This window comes from Microbacterium oryzae (assembly GCF_030406385.1).
GTDB lineage: Bacteria > Actinomycetota > Actinomycetes > Actinomycetales > Microbacteriaceae > Microbacterium > Microbacterium oryzae_A.
Window position 1 is genome coordinate 49,142 of the sequence record NZ_JAUEPM010000009.1, and the last position, 18,055, is coordinate 67,196.

Here is an 18,055-nt window from a genome sequence, read left to right on the forward strand (position 1 = left end):
ATGCCCATCGGCATCCGGTTCGTCGTTTTCGGTGTTGTCGCGACGACCAGTGCCGCCGCGGAAAGTCAGCGGGTGGTGCCGGGCACCTTGGGGAGCGCGCCGCCGGCGGCCGCGTTGCGGTCGGGGCGGAAGTTGGAGAAGTCCACGCCGTCGACGTCCTTCACGAGGGCGAGCTCCTCCTCGATCACCGCCGCCTCCCACTCCTCCGGCCCGACGAGGGGCAGGCGGACGCGGGGGCTCGAGATGCGGCCGAGGCCGTGGAGGATGTACTTCGCCGCAACGGTGCCGGGGACATGCGTCATCACCGCGCGCACGAGCGGCTCGAGCCGCTTGTGCTGCTCGGTGGCCGCGGCGAGGTCGCCGCGGTTCACGGCGTCGACGATGGTGCGGTACGGGCCGGACGCGATGTTGGCGGTGACGCCGATGAGGCCGGTGGCGCCGATGGCGAGCTCGGGCAGGACGTTGGCATCGTCGCCCGAGAAGTACATGAGGTCGGTCTGGTTGAGCACGCGGCTCACCTCGCTGAGGTCGCCCTTGGCATCCTTCACGGCGAGGATGTTCGGGTGCTTGGCGAGGCGGAGGATCGTCTCGTACTTCAGCGGGATGCCGGTGCGGCCCGGGATGTCGTACATGATGACCGGCAGGTCGGTCGAGTCGGCGATGAGGCGGAAGTGCGTGAGCACGCCGGCCTGCGTCGGCTTGTTGTAGTACGGGGTGACGATCATGATGCCGTCGGCACCCGCCTTCTCGCTCTTCTGATAGAGGTCGATGGCGTGGGCGGTCTCGTTCGAGCCGCCGCCGGTGATGATCTTCGCGCGGCCGGCGGCGACGTCCTTGCCGACCTCGACCAGACGCAGCTTCTCGGCGTCGGTGAGGGTCGAGGTCTCCCCCGTCGTCCCGGTCACGACGATGCCGTCCGCACCCTGCTGGATGCACGCGTCGATGAGCTTCTCGACGCCGGGCCAGTCCACTTCGCCGTCCGCGGTCATCGGCGTGACGAGCGCGACGAGCACCTGTCCGAAGGGGTTTCCCGAGTGCGTCATGGGATCAAGGTTATCGTCTCGCCGCAGGCGCCGCCTTCGTCGTGCCCCTGAGCACGAGACGAACCGGGCTCACGAGGTGACGCGGCGCGAAAGCTGCTCCGGCCATGCGCGCCTCGAGGATATCCACCGCCTGAGCCGCGATCCAGTCCGACCCGGGGTCGACGGATGAGAGGCCGCCTGCCACGTGACGGGCCAGGGCGAGGTCGTCGAATCCGATGACCTGCAGGTCATCCGGAACACGGAGGCCCATGTCCGTCAGGCCCGCGACGACGCCGATTCCGACCTGATCGGTGACCGCGAACACGGCATCCACGCGCTCATCCCGCTCGAGCATCTTCCGGATCGCGTCCCGCGCTGTCGGGGCGTCGTGCGGGCGCAGCTGGACGACCAGTCCGCGATCCGCGTCGGCGCCGAGTTCGACGTGCGCTCTCTCCCACCCCCGGGTTCGCTGGCTCGCCATGGAAGGAGCGCGGGACGGCTCCTCTCCGCCGACGATCGCGATACGGCGGGCGCCGCTCTCGAGAAGCCGCGCGGTCGCCAGCCGAGCGCCCTCCGCGTTGGCCATCGTGATGTGATCGAACCGCTCGGGCACCCGCTGCTCCCCGAGCAGGACGATCGGCGTCCGCACCGAGATCCGATCCAGATCCTCGAAGCTCAGCCCGACCGCGCTGAGGAGCACTCCGTCGTACATCCGCAGCCTCGCAGCGGAGAGCGCAGCCAGCTCGCCCTCTCTGCTCGCCCCGCTCTGCTCCACGACGAGGTGCTTGCCCTTCGCCCCGAAGGCAGGGGCGAGGCGGGCGGCGAGCTCGCCGAAGTATGCGTGGTCGAAGTGCGGAACCACGAGTGCGACGGTGTCGGTGCGGCCCGCGCGCAGGCGTCGCGCGGTCAGGTCGATCTCGTACCCGGTCTCCTTCACCTTCTCGAGCACTCGCAGCCGCGTCTGCGCACTCACGCGTCCCCGCTCGTTGAGGACGTTGGAGACCGTCATGACCGACACCCCCGCGGCTGACGCGACGTCGCTCATCGTGACCATGCGCGGCTCCCTCGGTCGCTCTTCCCGCACCCCGACCATACCGAGTGGCCGCATTCCGAACTGAGGCTTCCCCTCCCGCCGAAGGATGATCTATCGTTCAATCACCCCGCTTCTCCGCCTTCTCTTCCGCGCCATGTCGTCAGCAGCCCGCGCGCGGGCTGCATCGAAGGCCGACACCCGACACGAGAGGACTTCATGTCATCCACGCGCATCGTCATCGACCTCGACCTGCCCGGCGGAACGATCAGCCGCCACCTGTACGGGCACTTCGCCGAGCACCTGGGGCGCTCCATCTACGGCGGGTTCTTCGTGGGTGAGGACTCCGAGATCGCGAACGAAGCCGGCATCCGTCTGGACGTCGTCGAAGCGCTTCGCGAGCTCGCGATTCCGAACCTCCGCTGGCCGGGCGGCTGCTTCGCCGACGACTATCACTGGCGCGACGGCGTCGGACCCCGCGAAAGCCGTCCGCGGATGGTCAACTCGCACTGGGGCGACATCGTGGAGGACAACTCGTTCGGCACTCACGAGTTCATGCGACTCTGCGAGCTGCTCGGTGCCGACGCCTACGTGAACGGCAACGTCGGCTCGGGGACCGTGCGCGAGATGAGCGAGTGGATCGAGTACCTCACGCGGGCCGATGACTCCCCGATGGCCGTCCTGCGTCGTGAGAACGGCCGCGACGAGCCGTGGCGCGTGCCGTTCTTCGGGATCGGCAATGAGGCCTGGGGCTGCGGCGGGAACATGCGAGCCGAGGCGTACGCCGATCTCGCTCGCCAGTACGCCACCTACGTGCGCGACCACGGCGAGAACCGGGTGTATCGCATCGCCGCAGGCGCCAACGTGGACGACCTGGACTGGACGGAGGCGCTCATGAAGGCGCTCGGGTGTCTCGGCTGCGACGGACAGGGCTCGTCGCCCTATCAGGCGGTCTCGCTCCACTACTACACGATGACGGGCCCTTGGGAGCGCAAGGGGTCGGCGACGGACTTCGACGAGGACGAATGGTATCTCGCACTCTCGCGCGCGTTCCGGATCGAACAGCTGCTCACACGGCACAGCACCGTCATGGACCGGCACGATCCGCGCAAGCGCGTGGGCCTCGTTCTCGACGAGTGGGGCACGTGGTGGGACGTGGAGCCCGGAACCAATCCGGGATTCCTCTATCAGCAGAACACCCTGCGGGACGCCCTCGTCGCGAGCGTCCACTTCGACGCCTTCCATCGCCACGCTGATCGGCTCGTCATGGCGAACATCGCTCAGACCGTGAATGTGCTGCAGGCGATGCTGCTCACCGACCCCGAGACGGGCGCGCTCGTGCGCACACCCACTTTCCACGTGTTCGCGATGAACGTCGGCCATCATGACGCGCGGGCGCTCGACGCACACGTCGTCGACGGTGACACGCGTTTCGTCGACGGTCGCGACCTGCCGCTCATCTCCGCATCGGCTTCCACGAAGGACGACGTCGCGCTGGTGTCGCTGTCCAACCTCGACGTGAGCGAAGCCCGCATGGTCGTTCTCGACCTGCGCGGCAGGTCGATCGAGGGCTGGTCGGCCCGTCTGCTCACCGCGGAGAGCACCGCTGCGCACAACGTGCCGGGTGAGCCCGACCAGGTCGCTCCCGTCGACTTCGACGGGGTGCGACGACACGAGCGGGGACTCCAGATCGAACTGCCTGCCCACTCGTACGCGACGGTGAGCATTCAGCTCGGCGTCTGATCGCCGATCCGAGCCGGAGGCAGGGGCGGCGCGCTCACGCGCGCCGATACACGAGGAAGCGGTAGCGCGTGCCGGTGCGGCTGACGAGCCACGAGCCGTCGTCCGGATCCGACCGGGCGATCTCCCAGCGGGAGTCGATCTCGGGGGCGTAGGCGTCGCCATCCGCGTCGGTGTCGATCTCGGTCACCCACAGCTCGTCGACGACGTCCATGGACTGCGCGTAGATCTGGGCGCCGCCGACGATCCACACCTCGTCGTCGATCTCGGTCGCCGCGCTCAGCCCCTCGTCGAGCGAGTGCACGACCTGCGCGCCGTCGGCGGAGAAGCCCTCGTCGCGCGTGATGACGATGTTGGGCCGATCGGGCAGGGGGCGGAACTGCTCGGGGAACGAGAGCCAGGTCTTCCGACCCATCACGACGGGCATCCCGACGGTGGCGCGCTTGAAGAACGCCATGTCCTCGGGGACGTGCCAGAGCATGCCGCCGTCCGCGCCGATCGCACGGGTGCGGGACTGGGCCCAGATCGAACGGATGGGCATGGCTCAGACGGCCACGGCCGCGCGGATGGCGGGGTGGTGTCGGTAGTCCTCGACGACGAAGTCCTCGTAGGCGTAGTCGAAGAGCGACGCGGGCGTGCGCGCGAAGCTCAGCCGCGGGTACGGGTACGGCTCGCGGGTCAGCTGCTCCGCGACCTGCTCGCGGTGGTTATCGTAGATGTGGCAGTCGCCGCCGGTCCAGACGAAGTCGCCGGGCTCGAGGCCGGTCTGCTGCGCGACCATGAGCGTCAGCAGCGCGTACGAGGCGATGTTGAAGGGGACGCCGAGGAAGAGGTCCGCGCTGCGCTGGTAGAGCTGGCAGCTGAGCCTGCCGTCGGCCACGTAGAACTGGAAGAGCGCGTGGCAGGGCGGCAGCGCCATGCTGTCGACCTCGGCGGGGTTCCACGCCGTGACGATGTGGCGGCGGCTGTCGGGGTTGTCGTCGATCTGCGCGACGACCTTCGCGATCTGGTCGATGCTCTCCCCCGTCGGGCTCGGCCACGACCGCCACTGCACGCCGTAGACCGGGCCGAGCTCGCCGTCCTCGTCTGCCCACTCGTCCCAGATGGAGACGCCGTGCTCCTGCAGCCACCGCACGTTCGACTCGCCGCGGAGGAACCACAGCAGCTCGTACGCGATCGACTTGAAGTGCACGCGCTTGGTCGTGATGAGCGGGAAGCCCTCGCTCAGGTCGTACCGCAGCTGGCGTCCGAACACGCTCGTGGTGCCTGTCCCGGTGCGGTCGTCCTTGTGCGTGCCGTGCTCGAGGACGTCACGGAGGAGATCCTCGTACGGGGTGGGGATGGCCATGACTCCAGGCTACGCGGTGACGGATACGCCGCGGAGCCCCTCGGCGCAAGCCGTTCCGCCCGGAAGGACCCGTCGATAGGCTGGCCGCGACCATCCGCCCCCGATCAGGAGGATCGACATGACCGTCACCAGCGAAGCCAGCACCGCGTGGGAGGGCTCCCTCTTCGAGGGCTCCGGCACCGTCTCGTTCTCGACCGGCATCGGCACCTTCCCCGTCAACTGGAAGGCGCGCAGCGAGGGCTCCGACAGCACCACCACGCCCGAGGAGCTCATCGCGGCCGCGCACTCGTCGTGCTTCAGCATGGCGCTGTCGAACGCGCTCGCCGAGAACGGCACCCCGCCCGAGCGGGTCGACACCACCGCCTCGGTGACGTTCAAGCCGGGCACCGGGATCACCGGCAGCCACCTCAACGTCAACGCGGTCGTTCCGGGGCTCGACGCCGACCGCTTCCAGGAGATCGCCGAGGAGGCCAAGGCGGGCTGCCCCGTCTCGCAGGCGCTCGCCGGCATCGAGATCTCGCTCGAGGCGACCCTGGCCTGATGCCCGCCTCCTCGCTCTCCCGCGTGGTCGTCGCCGGGTCCTCCGGGCTCCTCGGCAGCGCCGTCGTCGACGATCTGCGCGCATCGGGCGTGGAGGTGACCCGTCTCGTCCGCCGTGCCCCGAGCACGGCGGACGAGACCCGATGGCTCGACGCCCCGAGCCTCGATCCCGCAGTGCTCGCCGGCGCGGCGGCCGTGGTCAACCTGTGCGGCGCCAGCGTCGGGCGCTTCCCGTGGACGCCCGCGTACAAGCGGCAGCTGCAGGGGTCGCGCTTCAGCCCCACGCGCGTGCTCGCTCGCGCGCTCGCGCAGCTGCCGGAGCCGCCGCTCTTCGTCTCCGCCAGCGCGGCCGGGTTCTACGGCTCGGTGCAGGGGCGCGCGCGGACCGAGACCGACCCCGCCGGAGCGGGCTTCCTCGCCGGCCTCTGCGCGGAATGGGAGGAGACCGCGCGTGCGGCCGGGCCGCGCGTCGCGCTGCTGCGGACCACGCCCGTGATCCATCCAGAGGCCGTGCTGCGTCCGCTCATTCCGCTGACGAAGGCGGGCGTCTCCGGCCCCGTCGGCTCGGGACGCCAGACCTGGGCGTGGATCTCCTACGCCGACGCGGTGCGAGGCATCCGCCATGTCCTCGAGCAGCGGATGACCGGGCCCGTGAACCTCGCCGCCCCCGTCGCGACGACCTACAGCGACTTCGGCCGCGCGCTCGCCGCGCGGCTGCACCGGCCGTTCGCCGTGCCCGCGCCGGCGTTCGCGGTGCGCGCCGTGCTCGGCCGCGACTTCGCCGACGACATGCTGCTCATCGACGCGAACGTGGTGCCCGCCGCGCTCGAGGCGAGCGGCTTCGCCTTCACTCAGCCGGACCTCGACGCGGCGATCACGGCGGTCGTCCCGGCCTGAGGCTCGGGAGGCCGAGCTTCAGGACGTCGTCTGGCTCCGCTCCAGGCGGATCGCCTCGCGCGCGGCCGAGCGGGCGCGCTTGGTGTCGCCCGCTGCGGAGTACGCGAGGCTCAGCCGGTACCAGGCGCGCCAGTCCGTCTCGTCCTTCTCCACCTGCGCGCGGTACGTCGGGAACAGGGCATCGCCATCCGCTCGTCCGATGCGACCGCTCGGAGAGGTCGTGACGACCTCGGTGGGCAGCCCGCCCTCGCGCTCGAGGCGGCGCGCGAGGCGCTCGGCGCGCCATCCGAAGACCAGCTCGCGCCCCAGCGCCCAGATCGCGATGAGCGGCAGGACGATCATCGCGCCGCCCATGACGGCGAGGATCGGCTGCCCCGTGCCGATGCCGATGCCGAGCGCGCCGATCGCGCGCTGCGCGACGAGGACGATGTACAGCAGAAGGAGCAGCGCCATCAGGGCGACGCCTGCGCGAGCCCTCATGCGCTGGTGACCTCGGCCGCCTGGCCGGCGGCGGGGTCGGCGACGGGCGCCTCGGGGCGACCGCGGTGCGGCGTGCCGATGCCGATGTCGATGAAGCTCTCGAGGCCCACGACGACGCCCTTCGCGGCGACGGCGCCGGCCAGAGCGATGCGGATGCCGGGAGCGTAGGCGGCGGCGGGGTCGACGGTGTCGTGGACGAGGGTGAGCGACTCCCCCGGGCCGGAGAGGATGGCCTCCTGGCGGGCGATGACGCCGGGGCGACGGAGCGAGTGCACGGGCACGCTGGCGACCTGCTGCCCGCGGGCGCGCTGGTCGGCGAATGGCGCGGCGACGGGCGTCGCGCGGGCGGCGGCGATGAGCTCGGCGGTCCGCACAGCGGTGCCCGACGGGGAGTCGATCTTCGTGTCGCGGTGCGCCTCGACGATCTCGGCGGAGGGGAAGAACGGTGCGGCGGCCGCGGCGAGCGCGGTGCCGAGCACCGAGCCGAGCGAGAAGTTGGGGATGAACACCGCGCCCGTGCCGGCCGCCTCGACGAGCGGACGCACGAGCGCGATCCGCTCGGCCGACCATCCGCTCGTGCCCACCAGCACCGGGATGCCGAGCTCGACGGCGGTGCGCACGACCGCCATGCTCGCGGCGGGCATGGAGGCGTCGACGACGAGGTCGGCGCCATCCATCTCGTCCAGGTCGCTGTCGGAGCCGAGGACGGCCGCGGCCGTGAACCCGTCGAGCTCCTCGACGACCCCGCGGATGATGCCGCCGAGCTTGCCGTTCCCGCCGACGAGGGCCACGCGTGTCGTCATGCGTCCATCCTAGGCGGGGCGGATGCGGGGGCGCCGGGCCGGGAGCGGGCCGGGGCGCCGGGGTGGGCCGTGCGGATGGGCCGTGCGGGATCTCGGACCGGAGGGACGGATGGCAACTGGTGCGGCCGACACGCGCACACCGGCCCCGGCCATCCGAGATCTCGCACCGGTCGGAACGCCGAGAGACCGGACGCCGCGTGCACAGGCAGCCGGCGCGCCCACGGCGAAGCCCTCGGCTGTGGAGGGTCGCTCCCGCGCCCGCTCATCCGCCGAGGCTGGGTGGATGGACCCGATGCAGATCGCCGCCTGCGCCGATGCCTCCGGCGGTGTCATCCGCACCACCGCGCTGAGGTCGGCTGGCGCAACGGCGCGCGACATCCGACGGGCGTGCGCGTCCGGTGCGGTGGCCCAGCTCCGCGGTGGCGTCTACGCCACGCCGCATGCCGCAGCGGATGTCGTCACAGCGGCGATCCACGGCGGTGCCCTGTGCTGCGCGTCTGAGCTCGCCCGGCACGGAGTGTGGGTGCTCGACGCCTCCCGTGTGCATGTGGCGCTGGGCGGCGGTGGACGCGAGTATCCCCATCCCGGCTGCGCATGCGTGGCGCACTGGGACGGGCGGTCCCCCGGATACGGCCGCGTCGACCTCGAGCGCGCGCTCGTGCAGCTCGCGCGCTGTCAGGGACCCGAGTCGTTCTTCGCGGCGTTCGAATCGGCATGGCGCCTCGGACTGCTGTCGAGGCGCGCCCGGATGAGGATCCGAGCACGCCTCGAAGCGCGGCACCGGCACCTCGTCGATCTGGCGAGGGCCGATGCCGACAGCGGGCTGGAGTCCATCCTGCGACTGCGTCTGCTGCGACTCGGGATCCCCCTGCGCTGCCAGGTGCTGATCCGCGACGTCGGACGGGTGGATTTCGTCCTCGGCGAGCGGATCATCCTCGAGGTCGACGGCCGCGACAATCACGACGACGCCACCCACCGGCACAAGGATCTGGTGCGCGATGCGAACGCGGCGGCACTGGGCTACATCACACTGCGCTTCGATTACGCGCTCGTGCTGCACGACTGGCCGCGCGTGCAGGCCGCGATCCTCCGCGCTCGCGCCGTTGCGCGCTGAGGTGCGCCTCCACGCGCACGCTGCGCTGAGGTGCGCCTCGACGCGCACGCTGCGCTGACGTGCCTCGACGGCCGCCGGCTCCGTGTGCGATCTCGGGGCGGCGGTGCGCCTGCGTCGCGTGTGGCGAATTCGCTGTGCGCGAGGTGCCGGATCTCGGGGCGGTGCGACAGGTGGCGGCTGGTGGGGCCGACACGCGCACGCCGGCCCCGGGCATCCGAGATCCGGCACAGGGTGGGACGGCACGGGGCGGGCTGGGGCAGCGCCAGCCAGCCCGGGTCAGACGAGGGGCGCCTCCGGGAGCCCTGTGCGGAGCTCGAAGGGCAGATGCGCGAGGTCGTTGTGGGCGATGAGGTTCCAGGGGCGGCCCTGGCGCTGCGAGATGATCGTCAGCCCGCAGTGCGCCTGATTGAGGGTCATCCACCGCCAGTCAGGGGCGCCCAGCACCTCGCGCACGAACCACGCGATCACGAAGTTGTGCGTGATGAGGAGGTCGTGCACGTCGCCGTTCTTGCGCACGAGGAACTCGTTCATGGCATCGGCCATCTGCGCCTTGCCGGCCTCGATCTGCTCCTCGGTGACGCCGCCGAAGAACGGCTCGAACACGCTCGGGGTGTCGTCGGTCATGCCCGTGGGCACGCAGTCGAAGAGCAGGGCGTGGGCCTGCGGCTGCACGGCGGGCATCCGCTCGGCGATGATGCGAGCGGTCTCCGCCGCCCGCGCGAGCGGCGAGTGCCACACGTTGTCGAACGGGACGCCGGAGAGACGGTCGGCCAGCAGCGCCGCCTGGCGCTCGCCACGCGGTGACAGCGGCCCGTCTTCGAGTCCGTGCTCCGCATCCTGGTGCTCGCCATGGCGAACGAGGTAGATGTAGTGCGTCACCCCAGCTCCCCTCTCGCCTGGTCGACATGTCGCGCGCGCCATCGTGGCGACTCCCCCACCCTATGACACCTGTCGATGAGCGGGTGGAGGCTCACGCCATACGCGGAAACACCGGCGCGTCGACCGCCCGGGCGAGTTCCGCCCGGTGCCAGCGGCCGAGCCGCACGCCGACCCCGCTCACGAGCTCGTCGACATGCGCGGGGGTCACCGCGTTCACGATCGGCGCGACCACCCCGCGCTGCGCGAGCAGCCACGCCACGGCGACCGCGGCATGGGGCAGGTCGAGCTCGGCGGCGACGGCGTCGAGCGCCTTGAGGGCGCGGGTGCCGCGGCGGTTCATGAGCTTCGTCAGCTGCTCCGCGCGAGCGGACTGCCCGGCGCCGAGCTTCGAGCGGTGCAGCCCCGACAGGAAGCCGTGCTCGAGCGCATGGGACGGGGTGACGGCGAGTCCCTGCGCGCCTGCGACGAGGCGCAGGTCGCCCTCGTAGTCCGTGCGGCGCATCAGGTTGTACGGCACGTCCAGCACCTCGATGCGCGGGTAGCCCGCGGACGACAGGATGCGCGCCTCGACGAGATGGTCCGCCGTGAGGCCGAACGCGCCGATCACCCGCGCCTTGCCCGTCTCGACGAGCCACTCGGCGGTCGCGAGTGCGTCCTCGAGGCTCTCTAGCGGGTAGGTGGCCGCGTCGAGGTACAGGATGTCGATGCGATCGGTCCCGAGGCGCTCGAGCGACGCCTCCACCGCGCGTACGAGGTTGACCGACCCGAGCCCGGGGTTGTCCGGATGGCCGCCGACACGGCAGGCGACGACGATGTCGTCCCGCACGCGGCGCGACGCCATCCACTGCCCGAGGATGAACTCGCTGCGCCCTGCGCCGAATCGGTCCGACGTGTGCAGCGCGTTGCCGCCCAGCTCGGCGTACCGGTCGAGCACGGCGAAGCCGGCTGCGCGATCGAGGTTCCAGCCGAACTCCGCTCCCCCCAGCATCAGCGGGAACAGCGACACGCTTGACGTGCCGATGACAGCACGGGGGCCGGCGGCGATCGCGGGGCCGATCTCGGGCACGGCGGCCGACGGATGGCCGGGGATGCGGATGGGCTCGGTCGGCACGTCCTGGAACGCGGGCGTGCGGGTCGGCGGGCGGTCGGGCCGCTCCTGCGGCGACGCTGCATCCATGTCGCTCCTCGGGAGGGTGCGGCGTGACCGCGGGCACCCCCGTGCTCCCATTGAAGCGGACCGACGACGCCCGACACGCGAGCGACGGTAACTGTTTCATCACGGCATGCCGGGACGCGGAACGGCCCGGCCGCACGATGTGCGACCGGGCCGTTCGGGAGCGGATCAGGCCTCGGCGGGAGCCTCGGCTGCCGGCGCCTCGGCGGACTCCGCCGACTCGTCGACGATCTCGAGCGAGAGCTTGCCGCGGTCGTCGATCTTGGAGATGCGGACGAGGATCTTCTGACCCACGCTGACGACCTCCTCGATGTTCTCCACGCGCTTGCCGCCGTTGAGCTTGCGCAGCTCGGTGACGTGCAGCAGGCCGTCCTTGCCCGGGAGCAGCGAGACGAACACGCCGAACTTGGCGATGTTCACGGCGGTGCCGAGGAACTGGTCGCCGATCTCCGGGTTGGTCGGGTTCGCGATGGCGTTGACGGCCGCGCGGGCCGCCTCCGCGGAGGGACCGTCGGTCGCGCCGATGTAGACGGTGCCGTCGTCCTCGATCGAGATCTGGGCGCCGGTGTCGTCCTGGATCGAGTTGATCGTCTTGCCCTTGGGGCCGATCAGCTCGCCGATCTTGTCGACCGGGATCTGCACGCTGATGACGCGGGGCGCGGTGGGTGCCATCTCGTCCGGCGTGTCGATCGCTGCGTTCAGCACCTCGAGGATGCGCAGACGCGCGTCCTTCGCCTGCGTGAGCGCGCCGGCGAGCACCTCGGAGGGGATGCCGTCGAGCTTCGTGTCCAGCTGGATGGCCGTGACGAAGTCGCGCGTGCCGGCGACCTTGAAGTCCATGTCGCCGAGGGCGTCCTCGGCGCCGAGGATGTCGGTCAGCGCCGCGTAGCGCGTCTGGCCGTCGACCTCGTCGGACACCAGGCCCATCGCGATGCCGGCGACGGGCGCGCGCAGCGGCACACCCGCGTTCAGCAGCGACAGGGTCGAGGCGCAGACGGAGCCCATCGACGTGGAGCCGTTGGACCCGAGGGCCTCCGACACCTGGCGGATGGCGTACGGGAACTCCTCGCGCGTGGGCAGCACGGGAGCGAGCGCGCGCTCGGCCAGGAAGCCGTGACCGATCTCGCGACGCTTCGGGCTGCCGACCCGGCCGGTCTCACCGGTCGAGTAGGGCGGGAAGTTGTAGTGGTGCATGTAGCGCTTGCTCGTCGTGGGCGACAGCGAGTCGATCTGCTGCTCCATCTTGAGCATGTTCAGCGTGGTGACGCCCATGATCTGGGTCTCGCCGCGCTGGAAGATCGCGGAGCCGTGCACGCGCGGGATGACCTGCACCTCGGCGTCGAGCGGACGGATGTCCGCGAGACCGCGGCCGTCCATGCGGACGCCCTCGGTGAGGATGCGGCCGCGCACGATCTTCTTCGTGACCGACTTGTAGGCGGCGCCGAACTCGAGCGGAGCGGCGGCGGGCAGCTCGCCCGCCTCCACCTTCTCGACCAGGGCGGCCTTGACGCGGGCCTTGACCTCGTCATCGGCGCTCTGACGCTCCTGCTTGTCGGCGATGAGGTAGACCTTCTCGAGGTCCGCGTACGCCTCGCCCGCGACGAAGTCGTAGGTCTCCTGGCTGTAGGCCGGGAAGACGGGGAACTCCAGCGGAGCCTTCGACGACTTGGCGGCCATCTCGGCCTGCGCCGCGACGAGCTGCTTGATGAAGGGCTTCGAGGCCTCCAGGCCCTGCGCGACGATCTCCTCGCTGGGCTTGGTGGCGCCGGCCTTGATGAGGTTCCAGCTGGACTCGGTGGCTTCGGCCTCGACCATCATGATCGCGACGTCCTCGGAGCCGTCGGCTCCCTGGACCACGCGACCGGCGACGACGAGGTCGAACACGGCCGACTCGAGCAGCTCGGCGTTCGGGAACGCGACCCACTGGTCGTCGTTGCCGGCCTGGCCGGGGATGAGCGCGAGGCGAACGCCGGCGATCGGGCCGGAGAACGGCAGACCCGAGATCTGCGTCGACGCCGATGCGGCGTTGATCGCGAGGGCGTCGTAGAACTCGCCGGGAGCGATGGAGAGCACCGTCACGACGATCTGGATCTCGTTGCGGAGGCCGTCGACGAACGACGGGCGCAGCGGACGGTCGATGAGGCGGCACACGAGGATGGCCTCGGTGGAGGGGCGACCCTCGCGGCGGAAGAACGAGCCGGGGATCTTGCCCGCGGCGTACGAGCGCTCCTCGACGTCGACCGTCAGCGGGAAGAAGTCGAAGCCCTCGCGGGGGTTCTTCGACGCGCTCGTCGCGGAGAGGAGCATCGTCTCCTCGTCGAGGTACGCGGCGACCGCGCCCTGAGCCTGCTGCGCGAGGCGGCCGGTCTCGAAGCGGATCGTGCGGGTGCCGAAGCGGCCGTTGTCGAGAACGGCCTCGGCGGCGGTGATTTCAGGACCTTCCAAGAGGTCTCTCCTTCTTTGTTTAACCTCGCCGGTCCGTGTGACCGACGAGTCATGCGAAGGAGCAGGAACAGGCAGATATAGGCCGCGCGGCCGGAGCCGAAGCTCCACGCTCGCCTGCGCTGGCCACCAGGAGAAACCCACCGGATGGCTCATCCGGGAGATCACTTCAGGGGACCAGCTTCCTGCCAGCCTGCTCCATGTCGTGTTCAGTTGTCGGGCGCGCACGAGCGTGCCCACCGCCACCCTACCAGCGCGAGGCGCGACCGACCCGGTTTCGCCCCGGTGAACGACGGACGACCCCGGATGAACAGCGGGCGAAGCCTCGTCGAGACCCCTGGGATGGCCGGGGCCGCGACCGCAGGCTGGAGGCGTGCGAGTCGCCCTCTTCGCGGAGTCCTTCCTCCCCCACGTCAACGGGGTCACCAACTCCGTGCTGCAGGTCGTGCACCATCTCGAGGAGCAGGGCCACGAGACGCTCGTCGTCGCCCCTCGCGGCGGCGGCCGACGCGAGGTGCCTCGGCTGCGCACCGAGCTCGTCGCGTCGCTCCCCCTTCCCGCCTACCCCGACGTGCGGGTCGCGCTCGCGCCGGTGCGCCGGATGCGTGCGGTGATCGATCGCTTCCGGCCCGACGTCGTCCACCTCGCCTCGCCGTTCGTCCTCGGATGGCAGGCCCTCCTGGCCGCGGAGCCCCTCGGCATCCCCGTGGTGGCGGTGTACCAGACCGACGTCATCGCGTACGCGGAGCGCTACGGCGTCGCGAGTGCGGCGGCCATGGCGGCCGCGCACGTCGGTCGCCTCCACCGCCGGGCCACGCTGACCCTCGCGCCGTCATCGGCTGCGCAGGCGCAGCTGGCGGCGCTGGGCGTCGGCGGGATCCGCCGCTGGGGGCGCGGGGTCGACGCCGAGCGCTTCTCGCCGCGGCGGCGGTCGGAGGCGTGGCGAGCGCGCATCGCGCCCGGGGAGCGGATCGTCGGGTACGTCGGGCGCCTCGCGGCGGAGAAGCAGGTCGAGGATCTGCGTGCGCTCTGCGATCTGCCGCGCACCCGCGTGGTCGTGGTGGGCGACGGCCCCGAGCGCGCGCGCCTCGAGGCCCGACTCCCTGGGGCGGTCTTCACGGGATTCCTCGGCGGAGACGACCTCGCCGAGGCGCTGGCGAGCTTCGACGTCTTCGTTCACCCTGGCGAGAGCGAGACGTTCTGCCAGACGGTGCAGGAGGCGCTCGCGAGCGGCGTCCCGGTCGTGGCGACGGGCAGGGGCGGCCCACTCGACCTCGTCCGCAGCAGCGTCGACGGATGGCTGTATCGGCCGGGCGATCTGCGCGACCTCCGCGACCGGGTGGTGGACCTCCTCGGCGACGACGCCAAGCGGCGCGCGTTCGGCGAGGCCGCCCGGGAGAGCGTCCGCACGCGATCGTGGGGCGCCCTCACCGAGCAGCTCGTGGGTTGCTACCTGGAGTCGCTCGACCTCGCGCCCAGCAGGCTCTCGAAGGAGCCGCCGGCGCCGAGGTAGCTCTCCGGCGAGAAGGGGTCGACCTTCTCGGTCCGCCCCAGCCCCGCCACGGCGTCGACGAGCTCGCGCGCGGCGCGATCGACGCGCTTCTGCAGCGGGGCCACGCGGTCCGCGCCCTGCCCCCAGTCGTCGGCGGCTGCGAAGACCCCGGTCGGCACGGGCTCGGCGTGCAGGTAGGTGAACAGCGGCCGGATGGCGTAGTCGATCGCGAGCGAGTGGCGCGGCGTGCCGGCCGTCGCACCGAGCAGCACCGGCGTGCCCTCGATGGCCTCGCGGTCGAGCACGTCGATGAACGACTTGAACAGGCCGGAGTACGACGTGGAGAAGATCGGCGTGACGGCGATGAGCGCGTCGGCGCCGGCGATCTGCTCCATCGCCGCTGCGAGCCCCTTGGCGGGGAAGCCCGTCAGCATGGCGTTCATCACGTCGTGGGCGTGGTCGCGCAGCTCGATCACCGACACTTCCGCCCGCATGCCGCGCGCCTCGAGCAGGTCGATGACCGCCCTCGTCAGGCGATCGGCGAGCAGCCGTGTGGACGAGGGCTCGGACAGCCCCGCGGACAGGACGGCGATGCGCACGGCGTCCATGCTCACGCGCCCTTCCCCGCGAGCCCGAAGGCCGCGCCGCGCGGGGTGTCCTGGTACGGCGAGCCGCCCGTGACGTTGTCGCCGCGGTTGGCGTTCGGGCGCGGCTGGCGTGGCTCCGCGTCACCGTACTTGGCCTTCACGCGGGCGGGGTGCGTGGGAGCGTCGGGGACGTTCGCCGGGCGGTTCCGCGCGAGCTCGCGCCGCAGCACGGGCACGACGTCCGCGCCGAGGAAGTCGATCTGCTCGAGGACGGTCTTCAGCGGGAGGCCGGCGTGATCGGTGAGGAAGAGCTGACGCTGGTAGTCGCCGAAGGTGTCGCGCATGGCGGCGTAGCGGTCGATCACCTGCTGGGGCGAACCCACCGTGAGCGGCGTCATCTCGGTGAAGTCCTCCATGGTCGGCCCGTTGCCGTACACGGGAGCCGAGTCGAAGTACGGGCGGAACTGCCGTACCGCGTCCTGGGAGTTCTTCGCGATGAACGCCTGACCGCCGAGGCCGACGATCGCCTGCTCCGGAGTGCCGTGGCCGTAGTGCGCGTAGCGCTGACGGTAGAGCGCGATGAGGCGCTGGTAGTGCTCCTTCGGCCAGAAGATGTTGTTGGCGAAGAAGCCGTCGCCGTAGTACGCGGCCTGCTCCGCGATCTCCGGGGTGCGGATGGAGCCGTGCCAGACGAAGGGCTTGACGTCGTCGAGCGGGCGCGGGGTGGAGGTGAAGCCCTGCAGCGGGGTGCGGAAGGAGCCCTCCCAGTCCACGACGTCCTCGGTCCAGAGGCGGTGCAGCAGATTGTAGTTCTCGATCGCGAGCTGCAGGCCCTGGCGGATGTCCTTGCCGAACCAGGGGTAGACGGGGCCGGTGTTGCCGCGCCCCATCATGAGGTCCATCCGACCGCCGGACAGATGCTGCAGCATCGCGTAGTCCTCCGCGATGCGCACGGGGTCGTTGGTCGTGATGAGGGTCGTCGACGTCGAGACGATGAGCCGCTCGGTCTGCGCGGCGATGTACGCGAGCGTAGTGGTCGGCGAGGAGGAGAAGAACGGCGGGTTGTGGTGCTCGCCGATGGCGAAGACGTCGAGCCCCGCCTCCTCAGCGTGACGGGCGATGGTCACGACGTCGCGGATGCGCTCGGCCTCGCTGGGCGTGTATCCGGTCGTGGGGTCGCGCGTGATGTCGCTGACGGACATGAGGCCGAACTGCATCCCGGACCACGGGGTCGTGTCGCTCACCGGTTCCTCCGATTCCGCGGGCGGATGGCCGCTCGCCTTTGCATGCGTATGAATGTACTTGGTGAAACGCCTGCGACGCGAATCCATTCCCGATCTGCGGGGATCGCTCGTCGGTCATCCGCCCATCGGTAGCGTAGGGCGTGATGACGAGCGAGGCACCGCCGCCGACGTCGGCGGCGACGACGAGACCGCGGCGCCGCGTGCCGTTCTGGGACAACGCGCGCTTCGCGTGCATCGTGCTGGTCGTGCTCGGCCATGCGATCCAGCGACTCATTCACGATTCCGACATCGCCTACGCCTTCTATCTGTCGTTCTACGCGTTCCACATGCCCGCGTTCGCGATCATCTCCGGGTACTTCTCCAAGTCAGACCCGCCCTCGCGACGGCAGATGACGCGCATCCTGACCGACATCCTCCTCCCTTACGTCGTGTTCGAGGCGCTGTGGTGGTTCACGAAGTGGCTGGTGGAGGGCCGCGTGGAGCCGAACATCACGCAGCCCTCCTGGACGCTGTGGTTCCTGCTCGCCCTGGGCATCTTCCGGCTGACCCTCCCCTACCTGGCCCTGCTGCGCTGGCCGCTGCTCTGGTCGGTGGTCATCTCGATCGGCGTCGGCTACCTCCCGAACGTCGACAGCACCTTCTCGCTCTCGCGCACGCTGGGGTTCCTGCCGTTCTTCGTCCTCGGCTGGTGGCTCCGCGAACACGACATCGTGGAGCGGTTCGGCCTGCTGCGACGCCGACCCTGGTGGGCGTACGCCGCGGCGATCGGCCTGTTCGCGCTCGACGCGTGGCTCGCGTACGCCGGTCTCGATGCGTGGCGCGAGATGGAGCTGCGGTACTGGTTCTTCTACGACGACTCGTATCCCGACCTGCTGCCGCAGCCGACGTGGTGGGCGGGCGGGGTCCGGCTGGCGACGCTGCTCATCGGGTTCGTGCTATCGGCGGCCTTCTTCGTGCTCGTGCCGCTGCGGCGCACGCCCTGGACCGCGCTCGGCCAGTACACGATGTACGTCTACCTGCTGCACTCGTTCGTGCTGTATCCGTTCCGGGAGTCGGGCGTGCTGCGGAACCTCGAGCCGACGTGGCTGTGGCTGCCGACCGTGTGCGTCCTCGCCGTGACGGTGACCGTCCTGCTCGCGACACGACCCGTGCGCGTCATCGCCGGGCCGCTCGTCGAGCCACGGCCGCAGCGGCTGTTCCGCGACCCGACGCTTCTGCCGAGCCGGCGCGACGATCCCACGGGATCGCGCCGCAGCAGCTGAC

At 70.8% G+C, this 18,055-nt stretch carries 17 protein-coding genes; 6 read left to right on the plus strand and 11 right to left on the minus strand.

Translation table 11 applies throughout. The annotated features are described in order from the left end of the window. Positions 1-65: 65 nt before the first annotated feature. Together dapA and QWJ90_RS12935 are read right to left on the minus strand one after the other, a co-directional pair. Positions 66-1,043 (minus strand): 4-hydroxy-tetrahydrodipicolinate synthase, encoded by a 978-nt coding sequence (gene dapA, locus QWJ90_RS12930; RefSeq protein WP_290108267.1) that lies wholly within the window; start codon positions 1,041-1,043, stop codon positions 66-68. A gap of 10 nt (positions 1,044-1,053) precedes the next feature. Next, positions 1,054-2,076 carry a LacI family DNA-binding transcriptional regulator gene (locus QWJ90_RS12935; protein ID WP_290108268.1) on the minus strand — a complete coding sequence of 341 codons (1,023 nt, stop codon included), beginning with the start codon at positions 2,074-2,076 and terminating at the stop codon, positions 1,054-1,056. Between the two features lie 195 nt (positions 2,077-2,271). Here QWJ90_RS12935 and QWJ90_RS12940 point away from each other — a divergent pair, with 195 nt between their 5' ends. After that, entirely contained in the window at positions 2,272-3,795 is a 1,524-nt protein-coding gene (locus tag QWJ90_RS12940; protein ID WP_290108269.1) for an alpha-N-arabinofuranosidase, read from the plus strand. Positions 3,796-3,829: 34 nt separating this feature from the next. Here the strand turns inward: QWJ90_RS12940 and QWJ90_RS12945 are convergent, their stop codons facing one another. Together QWJ90_RS12945 and QWJ90_RS12950 are read right to left on the minus strand one after the other, a co-directional pair. After that, a complete protein-coding gene (locus QWJ90_RS12945; RefSeq protein ID WP_290108270.1) occupies positions 3,830-4,333 on the minus strand; it encodes a dihydrofolate reductase in 504 nt (167 codons plus the stop codon). Positions 4,334-4,336: 3 nt separating this feature from the next. Next, entirely contained in the window at positions 4,337-5,140 is an 804-nt protein-coding gene (locus QWJ90_RS12950; RefSeq protein ID WP_290108271.1) for a thymidylate synthase, read from the minus strand. A 118-nt stretch (positions 5,141-5,258) separates the two neighbouring features. Between QWJ90_RS12950 and QWJ90_RS12955 the strand changes: the two genes are divergently transcribed. Continuing rightward, positions 5,259-5,681: an OsmC family protein gene (locus tag QWJ90_RS12955; protein ID WP_156241808.1), complete on the plus strand. Its 423-nt coding sequence runs from the start codon at positions 5,259-5,261 to the stop codon at positions 5,679-5,681. Beyond that, positions 5,681-6,577: a TIGR01777 family oxidoreductase gene (locus tag QWJ90_RS12960; protein ID WP_290108272.1), complete on the plus strand. Its 897-nt coding sequence runs from the start codon at positions 5,681-5,683 to the stop codon at positions 6,575-6,577. The genes QWJ90_RS12955 and QWJ90_RS12960 overlap by 1 nt, the downstream gene beginning before the upstream one ends. An 18-nt stretch (positions 6,578-6,595) precedes the next feature. Here the strand turns inward: QWJ90_RS12960 and QWJ90_RS12965 are convergent, their stop codons facing one another. Then, a complete protein-coding gene (locus tag QWJ90_RS12965; protein ID WP_290108273.1) occupies positions 6,596-7,057 on the minus strand; it encodes a tetratricopeptide repeat protein in 462 nt (153 codons plus the stop codon). Next, positions 7,054-7,860: a 4-hydroxy-tetrahydrodipicolinate reductase gene (locus tag QWJ90_RS12970; RefSeq protein ID WP_290108274.1), complete on the minus strand. Its 807-nt coding sequence runs from the start codon at positions 7,858-7,860 to the stop codon at positions 7,054-7,056. Before QWJ90_RS12970 ends, QWJ90_RS12965 begins: the two co-directional genes overlap by 4 nt. A 283-nt stretch (positions 7,861-8,143) precedes the next feature. On the opposite strand from QWJ90_RS12970, the gene QWJ90_RS12975 reads away from it, so the two are divergent. Then, positions 8,144-8,974 carry a type IV toxin-antitoxin system AbiEi family antitoxin domain-containing protein gene (locus QWJ90_RS12975; protein WP_290108276.1) on the plus strand — a complete coding sequence of 277 codons (831 nt, stop codon included), beginning with the start codon at positions 8,144-8,146 and terminating at the stop codon, positions 8,972-8,974. A gap of 276 nt (positions 8,975-9,250) precedes the next feature. Here the strand turns inward: QWJ90_RS12975 and QWJ90_RS12980 are convergent, their stop codons facing one another. The 3 genes from QWJ90_RS12980 to QWJ90_RS12990 all read right to left on the minus strand — a co-directional run bounded on the left by QWJ90_RS12980 (position 9,251) and on the right by QWJ90_RS12990 (position 13,472). Next, the gene (locus tag QWJ90_RS12980; RefSeq protein ID WP_290108277.1) at positions 9,251-9,853 is read right to left on the minus strand and encodes a histidine phosphatase family protein; all 603 of its coding nucleotides are present in this window, start codon (positions 9,851-9,853) and stop codon (positions 9,251-9,253) included. Between the two features lie 91 nt (positions 9,854-9,944). After that, entirely contained in the window at positions 9,945-11,030 is a 1,086-nt protein-coding gene (locus QWJ90_RS12985; protein WP_290108278.1) for an aldo/keto reductase, read from the minus strand. Between the two features lie 165 nt (positions 11,031-11,195). Further along, a complete protein-coding gene (locus QWJ90_RS12990; RefSeq protein WP_290108279.1) occupies positions 11,196-13,472 on the minus strand; it encodes a polyribonucleotide nucleotidyltransferase in 2,277 nt (758 codons plus the stop codon). Between the two features lie 370 nt (positions 13,473-13,842). Between QWJ90_RS12990 and QWJ90_RS12995 the strand changes: the two genes are divergently transcribed. Further along, positions 13,843-14,982, plus strand: a complete 1,140-nt coding sequence (locus tag QWJ90_RS12995; protein ID WP_290108280.1) for a glycosyltransferase family 4 protein — start codon at positions 13,843-13,845, stop codon at positions 14,980-14,982. On the opposite strand, the gene QWJ90_RS13000 is transcribed toward QWJ90_RS12995, so the two are convergent. Both QWJ90_RS13000 and QWJ90_RS13005 read right to left on the minus strand, forming a co-directional pair. Then, positions 14,919-15,569, minus strand: a complete 651-nt coding sequence (locus tag QWJ90_RS13000; protein ID WP_290108306.1) for an FMN reductase — start codon at positions 15,567-15,569, stop codon at positions 14,919-14,921. The two genes, QWJ90_RS12995 and QWJ90_RS13000, sit on opposite strands and share 64 nt — an antisense overlap. 2 nt (positions 15,570-15,571) lie before the next feature. Next, the gene (locus QWJ90_RS13005; protein ID WP_290108307.1) at positions 15,572-16,765 is read right to left on the minus strand and encodes an LLM class flavin-dependent oxidoreductase; all 1,194 of its coding nucleotides are present in this window, start codon (positions 16,763-16,765) and stop codon (positions 15,572-15,574) included. Between the two features lie 170 nt (positions 16,766-16,935). On the opposite strand from QWJ90_RS13005, the gene QWJ90_RS13010 reads away from it, so the two are divergent. Next, a complete protein-coding gene (locus tag QWJ90_RS13010) occupies positions 16,936-18,054 on the plus strand; it encodes an acyltransferase family protein (protein ID WP_290108281.1) in 1,119 nt (372 codons plus the stop codon). The last annotated feature ends 1 nt before the right edge of the window (position 18,055 follow it).

Coding starts and splice junctions, on each gene's coding strand:
- QWJ90_RS12970 (WP_290108274.1), bottom strand. CDS start 7,860: ATGACGACACGCGTGGCCCTCGTCGGCGGGAACGGCAAGCTCGGCGGC.
- QWJ90_RS12940 (WP_290108269.1), top strand. CDS start 2,272: ATGTCATCCACGCGCATCGTCATCGACCTCGACCTGCCCGGCGGAACG.
- QWJ90_RS12965 (WP_290108273.1), bottom strand. CDS start 7,057: ATGAGGGCTCGCGCAGGCGTCGCCCTGATGGCGCTGCTCCTTCTGCTG.
- QWJ90_RS12945 (WP_290108270.1), bottom strand. CDS start 4,333: ATGCCCATCCGTTCGATCTGGGCCCAGTCCCGCACCCGTGCGATCGGC.
- QWJ90_RS12955 (WP_156241808.1), top strand. CDS start 5,259: ATGACCGTCACCAGCGAAGCCAGCACCGCGTGGGAGGGCTCCCTCTTC.
- QWJ90_RS13005 (WP_290108307.1), bottom strand. CDS start 16,765: ATGCAGTTCGGCCTCATGTCCGTCAGCGACATCACGCGCGACCCCACG.
- QWJ90_RS13000 (WP_290108306.1), bottom strand. CDS start 15,569: ATGGACGCCGTGCGCATCGCCGTCCTGTCCGCGGGGCTGTCCGAGCCC.
- QWJ90_RS13010 (WP_290108281.1), top strand. CDS start 16,936: ATGACGAGCGAGGCACCGCCGCCGACGTCGGCGGCGACGACGAGACCG.
- QWJ90_RS12935 (WP_290108268.1), bottom strand. CDS start 2,076: ATGGTCACGATGAGCGACGTCGCGTCAGCCGCGGGGGTGTCGGTCATG.
- QWJ90_RS12960 (WP_290108272.1), top strand. CDS start 5,681: ATGCCCGCCTCCTCGCTCTCCCGCGTGGTCGTCGCCGGGTCCTCCGGG.
- QWJ90_RS12950 (WP_290108271.1), bottom strand. CDS start 5,140: ATGGCCATCCCCACCCCGTACGAGGATCTCCTCCGTGACGTCCTCGAG.
- QWJ90_RS12975 (WP_290108276.1), top strand. CDS start 8,144: ATGGACCCGATGCAGATCGCCGCCTGCGCCGATGCCTCCGGCGGTGTC.
- QWJ90_RS12985 (WP_290108278.1), bottom strand. CDS start 11,030: ATGGATGCAGCGTCGCCGCAGGAGCGGCCCGACCGCCCGCCGACCCGC.
- dapA (WP_290108267.1), bottom strand. CDS start 1,043: ATGACGCACTCGGGAAACCCCTTCGGACAGGTGCTCGTCGCGCTCGTC.